This window comes from Salinibacterium sp. NSLL17 (assembly GCF_015864935.1).
In the GTDB taxonomy this organism is placed as follows: Bacteria; Actinomycetota; Actinomycetes; order Actinomycetales; family Microbacteriaceae; genus Rhodoglobus.
Genome location: NZ_JADYWH010000002.1, coordinates 64,648 through 84,431, shown reverse-complemented (window position 1 = coordinate 84,431; position 19,784 = coordinate 64,648). Strand labels below are relative to the sequence as shown.

General features: G+C 61.5%; 20 protein-coding genes. 13 read left to right on the top strand and 7 right to left on the bottom strand.

The annotated features are described in order from the left end of the window. Nucleotides 1–63: 63 nt before the first annotated feature. Nucleotides 64–1,560 (bottom strand): APC family permease, encoded by a 1,497-nt coding sequence (locus I6E51_RS10100; protein WP_197107315.1) that lies wholly within the window; start codon nt 1,558–1,560, stop codon nt 64–66. A gap of 142 nt (nt 1,561–1,702) precedes the next feature. Between I6E51_RS10100 and I6E51_RS10095 the strand changes: the two genes are divergently transcribed. After that, a complete protein-coding gene (locus tag I6E51_RS10095; RefSeq protein WP_197110244.1) occupies nt 1,703–2,512 on the top strand; it encodes an acetoacetate decarboxylase family protein in 810 nt (269 codons plus the stop codon). A gap of 70 nt (nt 2,513–2,582) precedes the next feature. Here I6E51_RS10095 and I6E51_RS10090 read toward each other — a convergent pair whose 3' ends face one another. Continuing rightward, entirely contained in the window at nt 2,583–3,929 is a 1,347-nt protein-coding gene (locus I6E51_RS10090) for a glutamine synthetase family protein (RefSeq protein ID WP_197110243.1), read from the bottom strand. Between the two features lie 110 nt (nt 3,930–4,039). Here I6E51_RS10090 and I6E51_RS10085 point away from each other — a divergent pair, with 110 nt between their 5' ends. Further along, nucleotides 4,040–4,747: a type 1 glutamine amidotransferase gene (locus tag I6E51_RS10085; RefSeq protein ID WP_197110242.1), complete on the top strand. Its 708-nt coding sequence runs from the start codon at nt 4,040–4,042 to the stop codon at nt 4,745–4,747. Between the two features lie 50 nt (nt 4,748–4,797). Here I6E51_RS10085 and I6E51_RS10080 read toward each other — a convergent pair whose 3' ends face one another. The 3 genes from I6E51_RS10080 to I6E51_RS10070 all read right to left on the bottom strand — a co-directional run bounded on the left by I6E51_RS10080 (nt 4,798) and on the right by I6E51_RS10070 (nt 7,835). After that, nucleotides 4,798–5,133: a cupin domain-containing protein gene (locus I6E51_RS10080; RefSeq protein WP_197110241.1), complete on the bottom strand. Its 336-nt coding sequence runs from the start codon at nt 5,131–5,133 to the stop codon at nt 4,798–4,800. A gap of 65 nt (nt 5,134–5,198) precedes the next feature. Continuing rightward, nucleotides 5,199–6,569 (bottom strand): aminotransferase class V-fold PLP-dependent enzyme, encoded by a 1,371-nt coding sequence (locus I6E51_RS10075; RefSeq protein WP_231600021.1) that lies wholly within the window; start codon nt 6,567–6,569, stop codon nt 5,199–5,201. 21 nt (nt 6,570–6,590) lie between these two features. After that, on the bottom strand, nt 6,591–7,835 hold the full coding sequence (locus tag I6E51_RS10070) for a cytochrome P450 (protein ID WP_197107309.1): 1,245 nt from the start codon (nt 7,833–7,835) through the stop codon (nt 6,591–6,593). Between the two features lie 147 nt (nt 7,836–7,982). Here I6E51_RS10070 and I6E51_RS10065 point away from each other — a divergent pair, with 147 nt between their 5' ends. The 7 genes from I6E51_RS10065 (at nt 7,983) to I6E51_RS10035 (ending at nt 14,138) form a co-directional block, all read left to right on the top strand. Continuing rightward, nucleotides 7,983–8,483, top strand: coding sequence for a MarR family winged helix-turn-helix transcriptional regulator (locus tag I6E51_RS10065; protein WP_197110240.1), 501 nt, complete (start codon nt 7,983–7,985; stop codon nt 8,481–8,483). A gap of 120 nt (nt 8,484–8,603) precedes the next feature. Then, nucleotides 8,604–10,067 (top strand): aldehyde dehydrogenase, encoded by a 1,464-nt coding sequence (locus tag I6E51_RS10060; RefSeq protein WP_197110239.1) that lies wholly within the window; start codon nt 8,604–8,606, stop codon nt 10,065–10,067. A gap of 2 nt (nt 10,068–10,069) precedes the next feature. Next, the gene (locus tag I6E51_RS10055; RefSeq protein ID WP_197107306.1) at nt 10,070–10,981 is read left to right on the top strand and encodes a catechol 1,2-dioxygenase; all 912 of its coding nucleotides are present in this window, start codon (nt 10,070–10,072) and stop codon (nt 10,979–10,981) included. Then, entirely contained in the window at nt 10,974–11,852 is an 879-nt protein-coding gene (locus tag I6E51_RS10050) for a fumarylacetoacetate hydrolase family protein (RefSeq protein WP_197107305.1), read from the top strand. The genes I6E51_RS10055 and I6E51_RS10050 overlap by 8 nt, the downstream gene beginning before the upstream one ends. After that, the gene (locus I6E51_RS10045) at nt 11,849–12,040 is read left to right on the top strand and encodes a ferredoxin (RefSeq protein ID WP_009774276.1); all 192 of its coding nucleotides are present in this window, start codon (nt 11,849–11,851) and stop codon (nt 12,038–12,040) included. The genes I6E51_RS10050 and I6E51_RS10045 overlap by 4 nt, the downstream gene beginning before the upstream one ends. Before the next feature lie 5 nt (nt 12,041–12,045). Continuing rightward, a complete protein-coding gene (locus I6E51_RS14550; protein WP_307783909.1) occupies nt 12,046–13,266 on the top strand; it encodes an FAD-dependent oxidoreductase in 1,221 nt (406 codons plus the stop codon). 56 nt (nt 13,267–13,322) lie between these two features. After that, on the top strand, nt 13,323–14,138 hold the full coding sequence (locus tag I6E51_RS10035; RefSeq protein WP_197110237.1) for a carbon-nitrogen hydrolase family protein: 816 nt from the start codon (nt 13,323–13,325) through the stop codon (nt 14,136–14,138). Here the strand turns inward: I6E51_RS10035 and I6E51_RS10030 are convergent. Then, on the bottom strand, nt 14,135–14,398 hold the full coding sequence (locus I6E51_RS10030) for a helix-turn-helix domain-containing protein (RefSeq protein ID WP_197107302.1): 264 nt from the start codon (nt 14,396–14,398) through the stop codon (nt 14,135–14,137). The two genes, I6E51_RS10035 and I6E51_RS10030, sit on opposite strands and share 4 nt — an antisense overlap. A 68-nt stretch (nt 14,399–14,466) precedes the next feature. Here I6E51_RS10030 and map point away from each other — a divergent pair, with 68 nt between their 5' ends. Beyond that, a complete protein-coding gene (gene map, locus I6E51_RS10025) occupies nt 14,467–15,237 on the top strand; it encodes a type I methionyl aminopeptidase (RefSeq protein WP_197110236.1) in 771 nt (256 codons plus the stop codon). Here the strand turns inward: map and I6E51_RS10020 are convergent. Further along, nucleotides 15,234–16,436 (bottom strand): aminotransferase class I/II-fold pyridoxal phosphate-dependent enzyme, encoded by a 1,203-nt coding sequence (locus I6E51_RS10020; RefSeq protein ID WP_197107300.1) that lies wholly within the window; start codon nt 16,434–16,436, stop codon nt 15,234–15,236. The genes map and I6E51_RS10020 overlap by 4 nt on opposite strands. Before the next feature lie 94 nt (nt 16,437–16,530). Between I6E51_RS10020 and I6E51_RS10015 the strand changes: the two genes are divergently transcribed. The 3 genes from I6E51_RS10015 (at nt 16,531) to I6E51_RS10005 (ending at nt 19,728) form a co-directional block, all read left to right on the top strand. Beyond that, complete coding sequence (locus I6E51_RS10015; protein ID WP_197110235.1) at nt 16,531–17,085, top strand: hypothetical protein; 555 nt, start codon at nt 16,531–16,533, stop codon at nt 17,083–17,085. Further along, on the top strand, nt 17,085–17,903 hold the full coding sequence (locus I6E51_RS10010) for a PKD domain-containing protein (RefSeq protein ID WP_231600020.1): 819 nt from the start codon (nt 17,085–17,087) through the stop codon (nt 17,901–17,903). The genes I6E51_RS10015 and I6E51_RS10010 overlap by 1 nt, the downstream gene beginning before the upstream one ends. Nucleotides 17,904–18,066: 163 nt before the next feature. Next, nucleotides 18,067–19,728: a S1C family serine protease gene (locus I6E51_RS10005; protein WP_197110234.1), complete on the top strand. Its 1,662-nt coding sequence runs from the start codon at nt 18,067–18,069 to the stop codon at nt 19,726–19,728. Nucleotides 19,729–19,784: the final 56 nt, after the last annotated feature.

Below are 19,784 nucleotides of genomic sequence, written 5' to 3'. Positions count from 1 at the left end.
GCGCTCCCTTTAACTGCCGAATGGCCCCGACACCGAAGTGTCGGGGCCATTCGTGTGCGGGATTTAGGAAATCACATCCTGTAGCAGTTCTTCGTTGAGGTCCTTGCGAACCATCGACACGATGTAGCCGATCACAAGAGCGATGAATGGTGACAGCACGAGGAACCAGCCGAAGGCGTTGAGTCCGAATGCGGTGACGGTCGGGTCGACTCCGGCGGCAAGCGTGAGATCACCGGCGAGGAGGCCGAAGCGTGACATCAGCAGGTACTCGGCGAGAACGAGACCAATGAATGCCAGGATCGGCGCGATCATGGTGACGAAGATGTTCTCGGTGCCCTTGTTCATCAAGAAGAAGCGGATGATCGCCACGCAGACGAGCGCTTCGATGAGCACGATCGCCACCACGGCGAGGCCACTGAACCAGAAGAACATGTTGCCGACGGGGTCGAGCTGGAAGGCGGCGAACAGAACGATCACCACACCGCTAATGATCGACACGATGATGGATGCGCGGCCGGGGGCTCCGCGACCGTTCACGGTTCCCACTGAACGCGCCAGCACGCCACCGCGGCCGAGCGCGAACAGGTAGCGGCTTGCGGCGTTCTGGAACGCGAGCAGTCCGGCAAACAGGCTCGAGAGCACGAGGATGCTCATGAGCGTGGCAAGCCACGGTCCGACGTATTCGCTCGCGAGAGTGAAGAGCACGGCGGCCGGGTCTTCGAGACCGGCTGAACGTTCGAGCGTCTGGTCGATCACGTTCGAGGCGCCCATGCCGGTGACGAGGGCGAAAGCGGTGAACGCGAACAGCACGGTGATGAGGCCGACCGCGAGGTAGGTCGCACGGGGTACGGCGCGTTTCGGGTCCTTGCTTTCTTCGCCGTAGATGGCGGTGGCTTCGAAGCCGATGAAGGAAGCGAACGCGAACGCGAAGGCGATTCCGGCTGAGCCAGCGAGGCCGCCAGCCATGATCAGGTCAGGCGAGAACGATGCGGCCCAGTTGAGGCCCTCGGGGCCGCCATCGGCGAGGATCGCGACGGCAGCGATCACGAGAACGATGAGCTCGGCGAGCATCAGTACGCCGAGCAGCTTCGCGCCGACGTCAACGCGAGCAAGCGAGAGGCCAGTAACGACGATCCACGCGAGAAGTGTCCAGGCCCACCAGGGGAGAAGCCCAACCTGTCCGGCCATCACTCCACCAAAGAAGCCATATATGGCGAGCTGGATGGTGAGGTAGGCGAGTACAGAAACGAACGAGGATGCGATTCCGGCGTTGCGCCCGAGTCCGCGACCGACGTAGGCGAAGAACGCACCGGTGTTGGTGACTCGTTGGCTCATCGCGGCGTAGCCGACGCTGAACAGGAGAAGCACGATGCCGGCGAAGAGGTAAGCGCCGGGGGCTGCTGCACCGTTGCCGAGAACGATGGCGACTGGCACGGCGCCGGTCATTCCGACGAGCGGTGCGGCGGCAGCCACGACAAAGAAGACGATTCCGATTACGCCGAGTCGCCCTTTGCGCAGGGTCCGATCGGGGCTTTCCTGGGATTTTTGGTCAAGCGCCATAGTGAAACTCCTCGTTGAGTTCTAAATCAAGTCGTCCGTATCCGAACGAGTTGGGTTCAACAATGGCGAAGACAGGGTGACTTAGTCAAGGGTTTCTGGAAATTCATTCGGATACGAACTGTTTTGGGCTACACTCTGGCGCATGACCGAACTCAACGGATTTCTTCCTCCACTCACCCCTCAAGGGTCAAGTTCGCTCGTGCCGAAGATGCCCTGGTACTACTCGGGAACGCTGCTCACTGTCGAGTATCTGACCGATCCAGCCAACGTACGTGCGATCCTCCCTGACGATATTGACCTCGCCCCTGAACAGCCTGGCGCTGTTGCCATCGTGTGGGCCGACTGGCAGTCCTGCAGCACGGGCGGCCTCGAATTGCTTGACCCCGTGCGCGCGCAGTACCTCGAAGCGTTCATGGTGGTGCGGTGCTCGCACAAGGGCATCGTGTACAGCCGTTGCGTCGCCATCTGGGTCAACAAAGACTTCGCCATCGGCCGCGGTTGGTTCCAGGGCTATCCCAAGAAGCTCGGCAACATCGCTGTTACTCGAGTCTTCAACGCGGGCAAAGCAACTCCCAAGCTCGAGAACGGTGGCCAATTCGGCGCTTCCATCGCGGCGTACGACCACCGCCTCGCTTCGGCCGTCGTCACGCTGCGTGAGCCTGCTGAAAGCAACGGCTTCGTCAACGGCCACAAAATGCTGCACAGCCGGTTCATGCCCTCCATCAGCAAGGATGCCGGCATGTCCCTCGACCAACTCATCACGATGGGCGGCACCGACGTCGAGATTGGCGAGACCTGGAAGGGCGACGCCGAACTCCACCTCGGCGATTCGCAATGGGACGAACTGCACTCGATCCTGCCCGTGCAAGAAATCCTCGGCGGCTACTACCGCGAGATCGGCGTCACCTTCAACGGTGGCGAACTCGTAGAGGACCGCTCGAACGCTATCTAATCTCTTTCACCGCAAAAAGCCCCGCCGAGAACTTCGGCGGGGCTTTTCGTGTGTCTAGCGGTTCACCGGTTTAGTAGTCGGCGAAGTATTCGTCGATCTCCCACTGGCTGATGTCGCGCGTCGTCTTGTCGGCGACAGAGTCTTCGTAGCGCATCACTTCATCGCGCTTGAGCACGCTGAAGACATCAATCACAGTGCTGCCCATGGTCTCGCGCATCACCATGTCGGCGTCGAGAGCGTCTAGGGCGGCGCTGAGAGTCATCGGCAAGATCGGTGCCGACTCGTCTTCGTAGGCCCAGCCCGCGACTGCTGCGGGTGCCGTGAGCTTGCGCTTGATGCCATCAAGGCCAGCAGCCAGAGTGGATGCGATCAGCAGATACGGGTTCGCTGCCGGGTCGCCGAGGCGCACTTCCAGTCGCGTTCCCGCGCCGCGCTCAGGCGGCACCCGCAGCATCGCGCTGCGGTTATCGTGGCCCCAGTTGGCGCGGTAGGGAGCCAGGGTGTCCGGGCCGAGGCGCTTGTAGGCGTTGACGGTGGGGTTCGAGAGTGCTGCGAGTGATCCGGCGTGGGCGAGGATTCCACCGATCATGTGGTTGGCGGTCTCTGAGAGCCCAGCGCCGCCATCCGACATGATGTTGTTGCCGTCACTGTCGACGACGGAGAAGTGCAAGTGGAATCCGCTGCCGCCTTCGTCGTCCCAGGGCTTGCCCACGAAGAGGGCGTGCTTGCCGGTGCGGGCGACGATGTCGCGCACGGCGGTCTTGAAGAGGAAGGTTCGGTCGGCGGCATCCAGTGCTTCGCTGTGCCAGAGGTTGATCTCGTATTGCGAGGGACTGAATTCGTGGTTGCCGGCGAAGACGCCGATGTCCATGCCGTCGAGCATGCGCATGAGGTTCAGGAATTGCCCACCGGGGTCGACGTGCTCGCCGGTCGTGTAGACACGGCCGGTGCGGCTGAGGCTGCGGCTCCACCCGTTGTCTTCGTCGTAGTTGGCGATGTAGAACTCAAGTTCGGGGCCGACGGTCGGGGTGAGACCGAGGGCGGCGTATTCGGCGATCACGTTTTGCAGCACCGAACGTGGTGCGACGTCGCTGGGGCTGTGGTCGGGGTTGAATGCATCGCCGATGACGAGGGCAACGCCGGGCTCCCACGGCATCATCGTGAGGGTCTCGGGGTCGATCTGGGTGAGGAGGTCGGGAAGGCCGGATGACATGATGTCGTTTCCGTCGAGCACGCCCCCGCCGGTGGTTGTTACCCACACGCCTTGGCAGAACAGCGGAGACTTCGTGCGATGCAATTGGCTGACGAGAAGATCTTTTGAGCGGGTGATTCCCAGCACATCCGGGAAAATCAGGCGCAGAACATCGATCCCTTTTGCCTGCAAGTCTGCTTGAAGTGCTGCTATGTCGAGAGTCATTCTTCCTCCGAAAAATAAATCGTTCGGCACTGAACGATTAGTGCGATACTAAGGCACACAGCGGTGTGGCTGTCCACTCATCGCCAGAAATTTACCTGAAAGGTACACAGATGAGAGCTCTCCTGGTGCAACACGATCACGTCACCGCGAGCGGCCCAGTGGGGGATCGCCTGCGGGAACGCGGCTTTGAGATCGACGAGATCATGGTCGTCACCGAGGAGAATTTCGACAACCCGAACGTTGATTTTGAGTTTCCGGATCCGTCGCAGTACGACCTCGTGATCCCCATGGGAGCGCCGTGGGGTGCGTGGAATGACGCATGCATCGGCCGGTGGTTGGCCCCAGAACTCGAGTGGGTGCGCACCATTATCGAGGCGGACATCCCGGTGCTCGGCATTTGTTTCGGAGGCCAACTGATTGCTCGCGCTCTCGGCGGCACGGTAGCGCGGGGTCAGAAAGCCGAAATCGGCTGGACCGCCATTTATAGCGATGACACCTCGTTAGTCTCCAACGGCCCGTGGTTCCAGTTCCACTACGACCAATGGACAATGCCTGAGGGCGCCGTTGAGATCGCCCGCAACCCGGTTGCGCCCCAAGCGTTTACCTACGGCCGCAGTTTGGCCGTGCAGTTCCATCCCGAACTCAACGCAGCAATTCTTGAGGGGTGGCTCGATCAGGGCGGCATCGATGAAGTGACCGCCGATGGTCAAAACGCCGCGGTGATGCTCGAACAAACTCGCGCCGAAGAGGCCGTCGCCGGTCAGCGCACGGCCGCACTCGTGGATGCATTCCTCGACCGCGTGGCGAAGCTCGGCTAGCCAGGGTTCGCTGGCTGGGTTCGCTCGCCGAGCATGGCTAGCGAGCGGGCCTACTGCGCTTTCACGACCGTGAGTAAAATCACGGAGTCTTCGAGCGCATCCACGGCATGAACCTCGGTGGGAATGGGGAGCAGATCGCCTGGCTTGCCCTCCCACGATTCGTCGGAGGATCGCAAAGCGATATGGCCGACGATCACCTGCAGGGTCGCCTCACCGGGGCTGGAATGCTCGGAGAGGCCTTCGCCGGCGCGCAGTGCCATCAACGTCTGTCGCAGTTTCGCGTCCCGGCCGCCACAGATCGTCAGCGCGCTTCGCCCGTTATTCGACGCGACAGCACTCGCTAATTCTGTTGCCGCCAATTCGGTCAAAGAAACAGCTGTGTTCATCTCGTCACCCCTTTCGTGCACCGGTCGGCTTCATCGCCGTGGCCTAAAACTACCCCAGGCGCACGTTATCGCAGCGTTTCAAGCGCCGCCATCACCTTGGCAACCTCGGTATCGGGGTTCACGAAGGCGAGTCGCAGCACGCTTTGGCCACGCCACGAGGTCGGCACGCACAGGATGACGCCGTCGTGCGCCGCTTGCTTTGACCACGCCGAATACTGTTCAGCGGTCCACCCGGTGCGCACGAACAGCAGCACCGAGAGCTCTGGCTCGCGCACGAGTTCGAGATAGTCGGTCGCCTCTATGGCGCGGGCGACTTCACGGGCGGTTGCCACGGAGGCTTCGATGGCGTCCCGATACTTGTCGGTGCCGTGGGTGGCGAGACTGAACCAGAGCGGGAGTCCGCGCACGCGTCGCGAAAGGTGCAGTGCGAGTTCGCTGGGGTTCCACTCGTCGCGGTCGATGGCATCCAGATAGCTGGCGTGCTGGGAGTGCACGGCGCGAGCCAGCTCGGGCTCGCGATACACCAGCGCACAGCAGTCATAGGGTGCGAAGAGCCACTTGTGCGGGTCGACGATAAAGCTGTCAGCCCGTTCAACACCGTCGAAGAGGTGGCGGATGCTCGGGGCGGCGAGCCCCGCACCACCGTAGGCGCCGTCGACGTGCATCCAGACCCCGAATTCTTCGCAGACATCGGCGATGTCAGAAAGGTCGTCGACGAGGCCTTCGTTGGTGGTGCCAGCGGATGCCACAACAGCAAATACGTTCGGTGACTGTTCGAGAACGGCCCGCAGGGCTGCTCCGGTCATGTGCCCTCGTTCGTCAATGGGGACATCGACGACGTCAACGTCGAGTGCTTTCGCCGCCGACTGGATCGACGAATGCGCGTTGGTGGTGCACGCGAGTTGCCAACCCCCAGCCGGGCGGCCACCGCGACGAGTCTTGGCTGTTTCTCGCGCGGTCATGAGCGCCGAAAGGTTGCCCGAGGTGCCGCCGGAAACAAAAGTGCCGCCAGCGGTCTCTGGCCAACCGAGCAGCCCGATGATCCACTGCAGGGCTTGGTTCTCGGCAAAGATCGCGCCAGCACCCGACTCCCAGAGGCCACCAAAAATGTTGGCAGAACTGGTGACGAGGTCAAACGCAACCGCCGCGCGAGTCGGTGCGGCCGCAATATAAGCGAGGTTTAACGGGTCATCCTGAGCACGAGTTGCCGGCTCAAGAATCTCGTCAAAAATACGCAGTGCCTCCGCACCGCCAATGCCTTCGGGGCGGATCGCTTCACCAACCTCTGCCGCCAGATCGGCCGCGGGCCGAGCAGTTGACAGGGGGTCGGTTTTGCGGACCATTCTTTTGGCGGTCCAGTCGAGGGCGAGCTGCACTACTTCAGTCTCGTCGCCCCATACTGCGTGGGGTCTGCCTTGTGGCCGAACTTCGCTCATGCAACTACCTCGCTCATGTGCCTACTTTGCTAATTCAACGCGTACCGGGAGTCGCTTGATTCCGTTGACGAAATTGCTGCGCAGACGGTCAGGTTCACTGAGCTTCGTCATTCCGGAGATCCGGGGCAACAGGTTCTCGAACATGATACGGATCTCTAGGCGTGCCAGAGAGTTTCCGAGACACATGTGCGGGCCGCCACGACCGAACGCCATATGTTCGTTGGGGTTGCGGGTGACATCCATCTTGTAGGGGTTTTCGAAGACTTCGGGGTCGCGGTTGCCTGCAGCAAACCAGGTGACGACCTTCTGGCCCTCCTTGATGGCTTGGCCGTTGATCTCGGTGTCCTTCGTCGCGGTGCGACGGAAGTGGTAGACCGGGCTCGCCATACGCAAGAACTCTTCGACCGCCCACGGGATGAGCTCAGGTTTTTCTTGCAACAGCTCAAGCTGGTCAGGGTTGTCCATGAGGTAGTTCATGGAGTGAGTAATGGTGTGACGCGTGGTTTCGTTTCCCGCAACAACGAGCAGCAAGAAATAGCTGTTGAAGTCACGCTCGCTGAGCTCTACGCCGTCCATCGGCGTCTGGTTGACGAGGCGCGATACGAGGTCGGTGCCGTCTTTGCCGCGACGTTGATTGGCGAGGTCATTGCCGTACTCGAACACCTCGCGGGCAGCGGGGGAGCGGAACGGCAACAGGCGGAACTCTTCACTCTCGGCGGAGCTGGCCAGAACATCAGCGTGTTCCGGATCGTCGTTTCCGATCATCCGGTTGCCCCAGTCAATGAGCTTGTAGATGTCGGTGTCGGGCACGTCAAGCATTTTGGCGAGCACGCGGATGGGGAAGTCGGCCGCGACCTGGTCGACGAATTCGAATTCCTTGTTGGCGAACGCTGCATCGAGAGTGCTTGCGGTGAGACCACGGAGGAAGGTCTCGTAGCCGGCGACAGCCCGAGGGGTGAACTCGCCCTGCATGAGACGGCGAAGCGCACGATGACGAACACCATCGGTCTCGAGCATCGACTTGCGAGCCTCAATTTGGTCAGCGTCGAGTTCTTCGAGGTTGACGGTGCCGCGTTCGCTGGAGAACGTCTCGGTGTCTCGCAACACCGAAACGATGTCGTGGTAGCGGGTGAGCGACCAGAAGCCGTGGTTGGGCGCTGGTTCTTCTGACCAGTGCACGGGTGCGTCAGCGCGAAGCTTGTCGAACACGTTCCAGGGTGTGCCGTTCTCGAACAGATCTAGGTCTGCCAGGGTGACGTTCGCCATTGAAGTCAACTCAATCCTCCGTGGGTTGTTTGGATACAAACAATATGCCACACCGGCACGATTCTGTGAGCGATGCGCGCAAAAACTTTCTGAACGCCGGGGGTTGGGTAGAGTAACCGGAGCTAAACGCGAGCGAGGGGACCCTCCGTGGCCGGACCACACACACTGACTGAGACTGAACGCCAAGTGCAGGCGAAGGTCGGCGGCTTGCCGCTCGATTACTCCGCTATGGCTGTTGCCTCGAACCTCTTTCGCGCCGCAAACGCCGTGCGCAATCACTTTGAGCGCACAGTGCTTTCGGAGCACAACCTCTCGTGGACGGCCTTTGTTGTGCTGTGGGTTACTTGGATTTGGGAGCCGATCGAGACTCGCCAAATCGCTCTCGAAGGTGGATTCTCTAAGGCCACACTCACGGGGGTTCTCACAACCCTTGAGCGCCGCGGCTGGCTCATTCGTCAGCGGAGTGCGAGCGACGGCCGCCTCGTTGTGGTGAACCTCACCGACCGAGGTCGCGAGCTCATGGTCGAGCTCTTTCCTGCCTTCAATCTTCAAGAACAGGCTGTCACTGGCCCGGTTGATCCCAGCAAGCGCGAAGAGCTGGCCGAGATGCTGCGCGTGATCACTGCTGGCGTGGAGCCCAAAAACTAGTCAGCCCAGAATTTTTGGTGGTCGGTTCCCCCTAATGCTTGTTTGGGGTCGGATCACTCGCTAAGGTAAGTCATTAGCATCCGAATGACTTAACGGCGAGCGATTCGAGACGGGAACACTATGACCAACGTTCAAGTAGCAGGAGTGACCGTCGATACGCGGCACTTCATCAACGGAGAGCGCGTCGCCTCCGCCGACACCTTCACCAATGTGTCACCGATCGATGCCAGCGCCCTCGGAGAAATCTCCCGCGGAGGCCAACGCGAAGTCGACATGGCTGTCGCCGCAGCCCGTGCAGCATTCCCCGGATGGGCTGCCACCAGCCCGAAAGACCGTGCAGCAATCATGCACAAGATCGCCGACCTCGTCGAAGAGCGCATCAGCGACCTCGCCAACGTCGAAACGATGGACAACGGCGCGCTCCTGCGCAGCCACCTACGCGGTGTCATGCCGCGAGTGGCCCACAACTTCCGTTTCTTCGCTGACTACCTCGTGAACGACCTCGGGCATCCCGACTTCGAAACTCGTGGTCACAACAACCACGTCTCGTGGGATCCCTCGGGAGTCGCCGCTCTCATCACGCCGTGGAACGCGCCGCTCATGCTCGCCACCTGGAAGATCGCTCCGGCGCTCGCCGCGGGCGACACGGTAGTGCTGAAGCCGGCCGAGTGGACGCCGCTCACGGCATCCCTCTTCGCCGACATCACCGCTGAAGCGGGTCTTCCCGCTGGAGTCTTCAACGTCGTACAGGGGTATGGAAAAGAGGCGGGTGCCTCGCTCGTGGAACACCCCGACCTCAGCCGCATCTCATTCACCGGTTCAGTGCCGACCGCAAAGTCCATCGCTCGCGCCGCAGCCGACAACCTCACTCCGTGCAGCTTTGAGCTGGGCGGCAAGAGCCCGTGCATCGTCATGGAAGACGCCGACCTCGAGCTCGCAGCAACCCTTGCCGTTGAGCAGTACGACAACGCCGGCCAGGTGTGCCTCTCCGGCACCCGCATCCTCGTTCACGAAAATATCGCGGATGACTTTGCTGCAGCATTCCAAGCGAAGGTCGAGTCCCTGCGTCAGGGCGACCCTCGCGACATCGAGACCGACATCGGGCCACAGGTTCACCGCGTGCACTTCGAGCGCATCAAGGGATTCGTCGATCGCGCCAAGGAAGGCGGAGCAGACATCCTCTTCGGTGGTGGGCCGAACGCTGAACTCGGCGGTCTCTACTTCACGCCAACGCTCGTCAAGAACCCTGCGCTCGGAAGCGAGATCGTCACGCAGGAGGTCTTCGGGCCGGTGCTGACAATGCAGACATTCACGACCGACGAAGAACTCGTCGCGATGGCCAACGGAACCGAATTCGGGCTCGCCGCCATCCTCGTTGCGGGCAATCGTGAGCACGCTGATGTCATCGCCAAGCAGCTGGTTGCCGGCACGATCTGGGTCAACTGCTTCTTTGTGCGCGACTTGCGCGCACCGTTCGGTGGCTCCAAGAAGTCGGGTGTCGGTCGCGAGGGCGGCACCTGGTCATTTGATTTCTACGCAGATGTAAAGAACACGGTGGTTTCACCGAACGGATGGAAGGAATAGTCATGGGAGAAGTTGTTGGCGCTGGGCTGATCGCCCACGTACCTACGATCATGTTGCCTCAAGAGATCCGCATGGAACTCAATGAGGGCAAAGATTCAACGCTCGTTGAAGGCCTCGAACGACTCCGCAAGGACTACTTCGAGAATGACGATTACGACACTGTTGTCGTGCTCGACAGCCACTGGGCGACCACGGTTGAATTCGTCGTTACGGCGCACGAGCGTCGCCACGGCAAGTTCACGTCGGAGGAGCTTCCTCGTGGAATGAGCGGTGTGCCGTACGACTTCATCGGCGACCCCGAGCTCGCGAAGCTCATGGGGGAGCAGGCTGAGAAGAACGGCACGTGGATCACTCCGATCGACGACGAGTACCTGCCGATCATGTACGCCACGATCAACCTGTGGGAGTACCTCGGCAAGGGCTTGCCCGATAAGAAGTGGGTGAGCGTCTCTATTTGTCAGACCGCCACCGATGAAGACTTCTTGCGCGCGGGGCGTGCGATTGGTGAAGCGATTGCCAAGAGTGACCGCCGCGTCATCCTGCTCGCCTCCGGTGCCCTCTCGCACACGTTCTACAAGCTGCGCGATCTGCGCAAGCACGAGATGGCAGACCCGGCCCACATTTTCTCGGATGCCGCCCGCGAGGCAGACTACGAACGTCTCGACTGGTTCAAGGCTGGCGACCACGCGCAGGTGTTGGAAACCATGCCCGCGTTCCAGAAGGTTCGCCCCGAGGCCATGTTTGGTCACTGGCTCATGACGGCGGGTGCCATCGGTGAAGAAGCCTGCACCGCTCCCGGCGTAATGTACAGCGACTACGAAAACTCCATCGGTACCGGTCAGGTTCACGTGTGGTTCCCGAAGCCAGAAGGTGGCTTCCCAGCAGCAAAGGATGTGGTTCTCTCTCGTGACTGAACTCCGCAGAATACTTCTTGATGGATACCCGACACAGGTAACGCGTCACGGTGACGTTCTCGTCTCCGGCGATGGCCGCGAGGTGGGAGTTGACGAGGCGATCCATTTGCCTCCGACCGAGCCGAGCAAGATCATCGCCGTGCACTTGAACTACGCAAGCCGCACCGAAGAATTCATGACCAAGCTGCCCGCTGCACCGACGTACTTTCAGAAGCCGGTCACCGCACTCAACACCCACAAGGGTGATGTTGTGCGCCCTGAAGGCTGCAAGTGGTTGAACTTTGAGGGTGAGATTGTCATCGTCATCGGTCGCACGTGCCGCAACGTGTCACCCGAGCAAGCCAGCGACTATATCGCCGGTTACTCGATCGGCAACGACTACGGTCTGCACGATTTCCGAGACACGGATGCCGGTTCCATGCTTCGTGTCAAGGGCAGCGACACTCTCGCCCCTGTCGGCCCCGGTCTCGTCACGGACTGGGATTTCCGCGGCAAGCAGTTGCGCACCATCGTGAACGGTGAGGTCAAGCAAGACGACAACACCGACAACATGGAGTGGGACATGAACTACCTCGTGGCCGACATTGCACGCACGATCACGTTGAGCCCCGGTGACATGCTGTTCTCGGGAACGCCCGCGTTCTCGCGTCCGGTTCAGCCTGGCGACGTTGTTGAGGTCGAAGTCGAAGGTCTGGGCAAGCTCACGAACCGCATCGTTACGGGCCCGACTGCCATCCGCACCGACGTGGGGGCACAACCCACCGAGAGTGAAGAGGTAATGTCGACAGCAATGGGTGGCGACTGGGAGTTCCGAGGCATTCGAACTCCGTCGAAAGATCTCTACCCGTCGAAAGTTGAGGAAAAGCGATGATCAAAATCGAAGTCGACATGAACCAGTGCCAGCACTACGGCCAGTGTGTGTTCGAGGCACCCGACAACTTCAAGCTCAACGACGACGACAAGCTCGAGTACGTGGCTGAAGCGCCCGACTCGGAGCGCGACAACATTGAAGCCGCTGTTGATGTGTGCCCGATGCAGGCCATTCGAATCGTCGAATAGTGACTGTGGCTAACCCCGCCGCACCGGTCGTTATTGTCGGTGCGGCGATGGGTGGGCTGCGCGCGGCGGAGTCTCTTCGCCGTTCGGGCTACACCGGTGCTATCCGCGTGGTTGGCGAAGAACTTCACGCCCCCTATAACCGTCCGCCTCTCTCCAAAGAGGTCTTGGCCACTGACGTGACCCATGAGGCTGTGGCGTTTCCGTCGCGTGCAGAGATGGGCGATGTTGAGTGGATGCTCGGGGTGCGGGCGACTGCGGTCGATCTCGATGCGCGCACTCTCACTACAGACGATGGGTCTGTGCAGGAGTGGCGTGCTCTGGTTATTGCGACGGGCCTGCGCGCTCGCCGCTTGGATTTTGCTCCGATCGCCGGCCGTCACGTTGTTCGTTCGCTGGATGACGCGATGGCTCTACGTGCGGAACTCACGCCCGGTGCCCGCGTCGTCGTTGTCGGCTCGGGTTTCTTGGGTTGCGAACTGAGCGCCACCGCTCGCAAGTTGGGCTGCGCGGTCACCATTGTGACGCCGAGTGCCGAGCCCATGATGCGTCCTTTGGGCGACCTCGTCGCGAAGGAAATGCGTCGCCGTCTCACCGAAGAGGGCGTAGAGATTTTCTCTGGCGTGACTGTTGCGGCGATCAACGGCGAGGCTGCGGTCGAGTCTGTTGAGCTGAGCGATGGCCGCGTTGTTGAGGCCGATGTCGTGATCGAGTCTGTCGGTTCGCACTGCAACATCGAGTGGCTTGAGGGCACGAACCTCGACGTCTCGGATGGGGTGCTCGCCGACAACGCGATGCGCGCTGTCACCACCGATGGTGTCGCGCTCGATGATGTCTACGTGGTGGGCGATATTGCTCGCTTCCCAAACCCGATGTTCGATGACGTTCCGCGTCGAGTCGAGCACTGGAACATCCCGACCGACACCGGCAAGCGTGCTGGTGCCGTGCTGGCGGCACACCTTGCCGACGACGGTTCCTTTGCTGATGTGGTCGCCAAACCCTTCGCTCCGGTGCCGTCGTTCTGGTCTAACCAGTTCGAGATCAAACTGCAGGCCTACGGTCTGTTGGGGCTGGTGTCGGATGACGACATCCGCGTCCTTGAGGGAGACCTCAGCGACCAGGCTGCCGTTGGTTACTATCGCGACGGCCGTCTCGTAGGCGTGCTCGGAATTGGCATGAAGGCCGCACTGCTTCCGTATCGCAAGCAGATTGCGGAGGGCGGCGCGTAGTCGCTTTCTCCGACGGTTCCCTGCTAGCTGTCCCGGCGGGGTCGTAGGCTGGGCTTATGACTCCCGCTTCGACTATCGCCGTTGCCCAGTTCGTTCCCGGCCACGATCGCGATGAGAACATCGCGCAGATCACGGAGCTTGCTGAGCGTGCCGTCGAACGTGGCGCGAGTTTTGTGATCTTTCCGGAGTACTCGTCGTACTTCACCGCAACGATGGGCGAGGACTGGGTCACCGCCGCCGAGCCTCTCGATGGCCCTTTCGTGCAGGCGTTGACCTCGCTCGCGCAGCGGTTGCGGATTCATGTCGCTGCGGGCATGTTGCAGTCGAGCGACGAAGATAACCGCTTCTGGAACACCCTCGTCGCGATTGCGCCGACAGGCTCCATCGTCGCGACCTACAGCAAGCAGCACCTCTACGACGCCTTCGGGCAGCGCGAATCCGACTGGGTCATCCCCGGGTCGATAGCCGCGCCGCAGACCTTCGCCTGGGAGGGCTTCACGGTCGGTTTGCAGACCTGCTACGACATCCGTTTTCCGGAGGTGTCACGCCGGTTGGTGGATGCCGGAGCCAACCTCATCGTCGTGCCCGCCGAGTGGGTGCGTGGTCCGCTCAAGGAATACCACTGGCGCACGCTGCTCACGGCGCGGGCGATCGAGAACACCGTCTTTGTCGCCGCTGCCGATCACGCCCCGCCGATTGGCGTCGGCAACAGCATGGTCGTCGACCCCATGGGTGTTGAGCTTGTGACGATCGGTGAGCGCACGGATGTCGCTGTCGCCCACATTGAGCACGCTCGCCTCGACGAGGTGCGGGCGACCAACCCGGCGCTATCGTTGCGTCGCTATGGCGTGCACCCGCTCGAGGAGCGTTAGGCCGAGCGCCGCTGTTCCGGCTCCCGAACTTCGGCCCAGACCTCATCGAGAGAAAGTCCAATAGCGTCGGCGACGGCCGCGATGGTGGGGAACGCCGGAGTAGCGATGCGACCCGTCTCGATCTTGCGAAGGGTCTCGGGAGAGATGCCCGCGGCAAGAGCGGTGTCGAGGATCGACCGTGTGCCGCGCCCGCGCCGCAGCGCCATGCCGAGGCGTTTTCCGCGGTCGACTTCAGAGGGGGAGAGCGGCAATCGGACCATGCGTCGATTCTATACCGGGATAATATGGCCGGTATAGTTATTCGAAGTGTTCTGGTGTGGAGGCCTCAATGATCGAAATTCTTAGCCCCAAAGAGCTTCTTCGCGCGCGCGAGACCGGGGCTCTGGTCGCCCACATTTTGCAGACGTTGAAAGGCCGAGCGAAGGTCGGCACTAACCTGCTCGAGATTGACCGTTGGGCGCAGTCGATGATCGTGGCCGCGGGTGCCACCTCCTGCTACGTCGACTATGCGCCTTCGTTCGGTCGCGGCGCATTCGGTCACTACATTTGCACGGCGGTGAATGACGCGGTGCTTCATGGCCTACCGCACGACTACTCGCTCGCCGAGGGCGACCTTCTTACTCTCGACCTCGCGGTGATTCTCGACGGTGTCGCAGCAGATTCGGCGATCAGTTTTGTCGTGGGGGAGTCGCAGCCGGTAGAGAGCATCGCACTGATCGACGTCACGCAGCGGGCGCTCGCTGAGGGCATTGCAGCGGCGCGACCGGGCAATCGCATTGGCGACATTTCACATGCGATCGGTACCGTGCTCAGCGAGGCGGGGTATCCCATCAATATGGAGTTTGGCGGTCACGGTATTGGCTCCACAATGCACCAGGACCCTCACGTGGCCAACGACGGGCGGCCAGGGCGCGGGTACCCACTTCGCGCGGGGATGCTCTTGGCTCTGGAGCCGTGGGTGATGGCTGATACTGCTGAGCTGGTGACGGACGCCGATGGCTGGACTTTGCGCAGCGTGACCGGTTGCCGTACAGCCCACAGCGAGCACACGATTGCCATTACCGATGATGGCGCGGAAATTCTTACGCTGGTGCGTTAATGGCGCAGCTTCATCCCTGAGAGCTGAGCTGCAGCCCGCTCGAGCACGTCTGGCTTTTTGCAGTAGGCGAAACGGATGAGCGTGTTGTAGTCGCCGTGATTCGCGGGGTGCACGAACGCGGTGACAGGGATTCCGACGACTCCGGCGAGCTCCGGCAGCTGGCGGCAGAATTCTGCAGCGTCCGTCACTCCGAGGGGTGCGGCATCCGCAATGATGAAGTAGCCGGCTTGGGGTGTGCTCACGTCGAAGCCTGCGTTGCGGAGACCAGCGCCCAGGGTGTCGCGTTTGCGGGCGAGGCCGCTGGCGAGTTCGTCGAAGTAGCTGTCGGGGAGACCAAGGCCTGCGGCGATGCCGTGCTGGAGTGGTGCACCGTTGACATAGGTGAGGTATTGCTTCACCGCCATGATGGCCTGCAGGATGGGCTGGGGTGCGGTGATCCACCCGATTTTCCAGCCCGTGGTGTTGAACGTTTTGCCGCCACTCGAGATGCTGATCGTGCGGTCGAACGCACCGGGCAGGCTAGCGACGGGGATGTGTTCGAAGCCGAAGGTGATGTGTTCGTACACTTCGTCGGTGACGATAAGAGCGTCATATTTGTGGGCGAGCTCCACGATCAGTTCGAGGGTTTCGCGGTCGAGCACAGCACCGGTGGGGTTGTGTGGGCTGTTCAGGATAATGAGACGAGTGCGCCCGCTGAAGGCGGCGCGGATGTCGTCGTGGTTGGGCTGAAAGTCGGGGGAGCGCAGCGGCACCGTCACGTGGGTGGCGCGCGCGTAGTTGATCATGGCGCCGTAGGCGTCGTAGAACGGTTCGAGGGTGATGACCTCGTCGCCTTCGTTGGTGAGCGCAAGGATCGTGGCGGCTAGCGCCTCGGTGGCACCCGCTGTCGCGAGAACTTCGGTGTCGGGGTCGAGTTCGATTCCGTAGAAACGTTCTTGGTGTTCGGCGATCGCGTTGCGCAGCACCGGGAAACCGTTGCCTGGCGGGTACTGGTTGGCACCGTCACTGATTGCTTTGCGGGCGGCATCCAACACTTCGGCTGGTCCGTCTTCGTCAGGAAAACCTTGACCCAAGTTGATGGCGCCGCTGGTAACGGCAAGGGCCGACATTTCGGCAAAAATTGTTTGGCTCAGCTGCCCGTCGGCGCCGAGCAGCATGGCGCCATTGGCGGCGCGTTCCCAAGATCCGGTGACTGTCATTGTTCCGCAAGCCTAACCACTTGCGGTGCTGGATGCGGCGTCTGGCTGTGGAAAGTTGACTGCCCGGATCGTGGGGGATGCCTAGCGTCGTTGTATGCGGCTACCGAACCTCGTACGTGTATCGGGCGGCGTGCTCCTCTTAGTGCTGCTGAGTGGATGCGTGCCCTCCGATGCGACACCCCCACCCGAGCAGACGGCCTCCTTCGTTGCGCCCTACGCGTCAGACGAAGAAGCACTCGCAGCGGCCGAGGAGGCGTATGCGGAGTATTCGCGGGTGTCTGATGAGATCCTGATCGAAGGCGGGGCGGATCCACAACGTCTAGGCGCTGTAGCAACCGGCGATTTCCTAAATGTGTCCATCGAGGAAATGCGAGAGTTCGAAGCCGAGGGCTACCGGGCCACAGGAATCACGACGTACTCCGATCTAGTCCTCCAACGCTATTCGCCTGGTGCGGGCCCGATCGACATCATCGGTCTCTATCTGTGCAGCGACGTTTCGGGCACCGATGTCTTGGATGCGGCAGGCAAGTCAATTATCGAACCGACGCGCGACGACGTTTCGACAATGCAAGTGACGTTCACGTTCATTGAGGCCGACGCTCAATTGGTTGTCTCGGACCAGCAACTCTGGGAGTCCGGGGTTTGCTAATGAACTTTCGTGCACGGATAACGGCCACGTTGGTCGTGCTCGTTTTCCTCGTCGGTAGTCCGATTTCGGCCTTTGCGGCGAATGGTGGCTGTACTAAGTTGCAGGACAGACTGGGCACGTGCGCGACTTCGAATGAGGTTGCGGGGCAAGTCGAGTTGGGAGCGACGAAGGAAAGCCCCATAGCCGATGGAGTTAACACGGGCGACGCTTTCGTGGATGGCCCGACCACGTCCGTGCTTGTGCTGCCGCAGCTCAATCTCCGTTGCGGTGAGGGCGTTCCCCTGGGCTGCAAAGTCATCGGAAATCCACCTCCGAAAGCCACGGACGCCACCGGGCCGCTCAGCATTACCGATATCGCCACCTTCCGCCCGCAAGCCCCCGCCGCAGGCATGCAACCTAACCAGTGGATGATCGTCGGCCTCGACACCAATTTCTACGCCAACGCGTCCGCCCACGTCGTAGACGGCACCCTCTTCGGCGGCACCGCCCAAGTCAGATTCACGCCCACCTCCTACAACTGGGACTACGGCGACGGCACCACCTCCACCCTCGGCACTGCAGGAACCACCTGGGCGAAGAGCAAGATCGCCGAATTCGATCCGACACCCACCAGTCACGTGTTTGAGGAACCCGGCAACTACACGATCAGTCTCGCCGTCACCTATGCCGCTGAATACCGTGTCGCCGGCAGCAGTTGGCAGAACGTCGTCGGCACCCTCACCATCGTCGCGCCGCCCCTCACCGCGACCGCAGGGCACGCCACCACAGTGCTCGTCGACCAAGACTGCATCGCCAACCCCACCGGAATCGGCTGCTAATCCTCTCGACCACAAACCGAACACAGAACAAAAACCCCGCGAAACCGGGCTACCAGCTCGGTGTCGAGGTCAACTCCTTTCAACCGCGCAGCCCACCCACAGCAGACCTAAATAGAATGCACAGGTTAGCGATGGAAGCTTGCATCGCTGAAAGGAGCACACCATGACTCAGGTCCCCGAAGAACCCACCCCCGAAGAAACACCCGAAGATGTAACACCCGAAGAGAACAGCACCCCAACCAGCACCCCCGAAACAGCACCCCAGGTTTCAGCGACTCCCGTCGCAGCCAACACTGCGGAAACTCCCGCAGCAGGCAATACCGCGGAAACACCCGCCGGCGTCGACAGCGCGCCCACACAGACTTCCTCCACCGAAGCCGCACCCAGTGCCGCCCCGGTGGAAGCCCCGCCCGCTGCAGGTACAGCGATTGCCGCGAACGCTGCGACTCCAAGCGCACCTGCTGAGCTCGTCACATCTTCGGCCGCCACGGCCCCCGCTGCACCCACCGTGCAGACGGACTCAGCCTCTGCTGAAGCAGGGGCACACCCCGGCGCAAGCTTCGGCCCAGCAGCAATTCCGGCAGCAGCAGCTGCCGATCCTGCCGCACCCAAGAAAAAGCCCCGCATGACACTTGGCCTCGTGGCCGGATTTGCCATCGTCGCGCTCCTCGGCGGTGCATCCGGTGCAGGCGTCACGCTCTGGGCGCTCGGAAACCAAGCGACGTCAGCTGTCAGCGGCACCGCGAGCCCCGCATCCATCACCGTTAACGACCCGGGGAACGCAACTCTCGTCACCTCGGTTGTCGCTAAGGCTGCTCCCGCGATCGTCACCATCAACGTGACGGGCCAGAACGCAGGCGGAAGCGGATCCGGCGTGATCATTAGTGAAGACGGCAACGTCATCACCAACGCTCACGTAGTTACCCTCGATGGTGAAGTCGCAGACCCCGCCGTCACCGTCACCACCAGCGACGGACGCTTGCTTTCCGCGACCGTCATCGGCTTCGACGCCATCTCCGATATCGCCGTCATTCACATTGATGACGTCAGCGACATGCCCTTCATCAGCATTGCCGACTCCAGTGAGCTCAACGTAGGAGACAGCACCGTCGCGATCGGTGCGCCCCTGGGACTCTCGGGAACCGTCACGAGCGGAATTGTGAGCGCACTCAACCGCAGCATCACGATCGCTTCATCGGCGCTCTCCGAAGACCCCGAGGCAAGCACTGAAGCCCCCGACGACAGCGGCGATCAAGACCTCTGGAACTTCGACCTCTTCGGCGAAAACGGCCAAGAAAGCGGACAAAACTCGTCAGCTCAGGCCTCAGTAGCCCTCGCCGTGATCCAGACGGATGCCGCGATCAACCCCGGCAACTCCGGTGGCGCCCTGCTGAACTCCGACGGTGAACTCATCGGAATCAACGTCGCCATCGCCTCCTCCGGTGGAACCGCAGGCAGCATCGGTGTTGGCTTCGCGATCCCCTCGAACGTTGCCAGCCGTGTCGCCAACGAGATCCTCGAAAGCGGAACGGCCACCCACGGTCTCCTCGGAGCTGCAGTCGCCGATGTGACCGACGACCCCATCCAGAGCGATGCCGAAGTAGTCGGTGCCAGCATCGTCGACATCGTCGCCGGTGGAGCAGCTGAGGATGCCGGACTCAAGGTAGGCGACATCGTCACCGGATTCGATGGACTCCCCATCACCAACAAGACAGACCTCACCGCTCAGGTGCGTGCTCAATCGGCAGGCGAAACCACGCCTCTCACCTACGTGCGTGACGGCAAGGGATACACCGTCGACGTCACTCTCGGTGCTCTCCAGTAACACCGAATGACCACGTGTGCGGCGTGTGCGGGCCCTAAGCCTGCGCACGCCGCACA

Coding starts and splice junctions, on each gene's coding strand:
- I6E51_RS10100 (WP_197107315.1), bottom strand. CDS start 1,560: ATGGCGCTTGACCAAAAATCCCAGGAAAGCCCCGATCGGACCCTGCGC.
- I6E51_RS10095 (WP_197110244.1), top strand. CDS start 1,703: ATGACCGAACTCAACGGATTTCTTCCTCCACTCACCCCTCAAGGGTCA.
- I6E51_RS10090 (WP_197110243.1), bottom strand. CDS start 3,929: ATGACTCTCGACATAGCAGCACTTCAAGCAGACTTGCAGGCAAAAGGG.
- I6E51_RS10085 (WP_197110242.1), top strand. CDS start 4,040: ATGAGAGCTCTCCTGGTGCAACACGATCACGTCACCGCGAGCGGCCCA.
- I6E51_RS10080 (WP_197110241.1), bottom strand. CDS start 5,133: ATGAACACAGCTGTTTCTTTGACCGAATTGGCGGCAACAGAATTAGCG.
- I6E51_RS10075 (WP_231600021.1), bottom strand. CDS start 6,569: ATGAGCGAAGTTCGGCCACAAGGCAGACCCCACGCAGTATGGGGCGAC.
- I6E51_RS10070 (WP_197107309.1), bottom strand. CDS start 7,835: ATGGCGAACGTCACCCTGGCAGACCTAGATCTGTTCGAGAACGGCACA.
- I6E51_RS10060 (WP_197110239.1), top strand. CDS start 8,604: ATGACCAACGTTCAAGTAGCAGGAGTGACCGTCGATACGCGGCACTTC.
- I6E51_RS10055 (WP_197107306.1), top strand. CDS start 10,070: ATGGGAGAAGTTGTTGGCGCTGGGCTGATCGCCCACGTACCTACGATC.
- I6E51_RS10045 (WP_009774276.1), top strand. CDS start 11,849: ATGATCAAAATCGAAGTCGACATGAACCAGTGCCAGCACTACGGCCAG.
- I6E51_RS10035 (WP_197110237.1), top strand. CDS start 13,323: ATGACTCCCGCTTCGACTATCGCCGTTGCCCAGTTCGTTCCCGGCCAC.
- I6E51_RS10030 (WP_197107302.1), bottom strand. CDS start 14,398: ATGGTCCGATTGCCGCTCTCCCCCTCTGAAGTCGACCGCGGAAAACGC.
- map (WP_197110236.1), top strand. CDS start 14,467: ATGATCGAAATTCTTAGCCCCAAAGAGCTTCTTCGCGCGCGCGAGACC.
- I6E51_RS10020 (WP_197107300.1), bottom strand. CDS start 16,436: ATGACAGTCACCGGATCTTGGGAACGCGCCGCCAATGGCGCCATGCTG.
- I6E51_RS10015 (WP_197110235.1), top strand. CDS start 16,531: ATGCGGCTACCGAACCTCGTACGTGTATCGGGCGGCGTGCTCCTCTTA.
- I6E51_RS10010 (WP_231600020.1), top strand. CDS start 17,085: ATGAACTTTCGTGCACGGATAACGGCCACGTTGGTCGTGCTCGTTTTC.
- I6E51_RS10005 (WP_197110234.1), top strand. CDS start 18,067: ATGACTCAGGTCCCCGAAGAACCCACCCCCGAAGAAACACCCGAAGAT.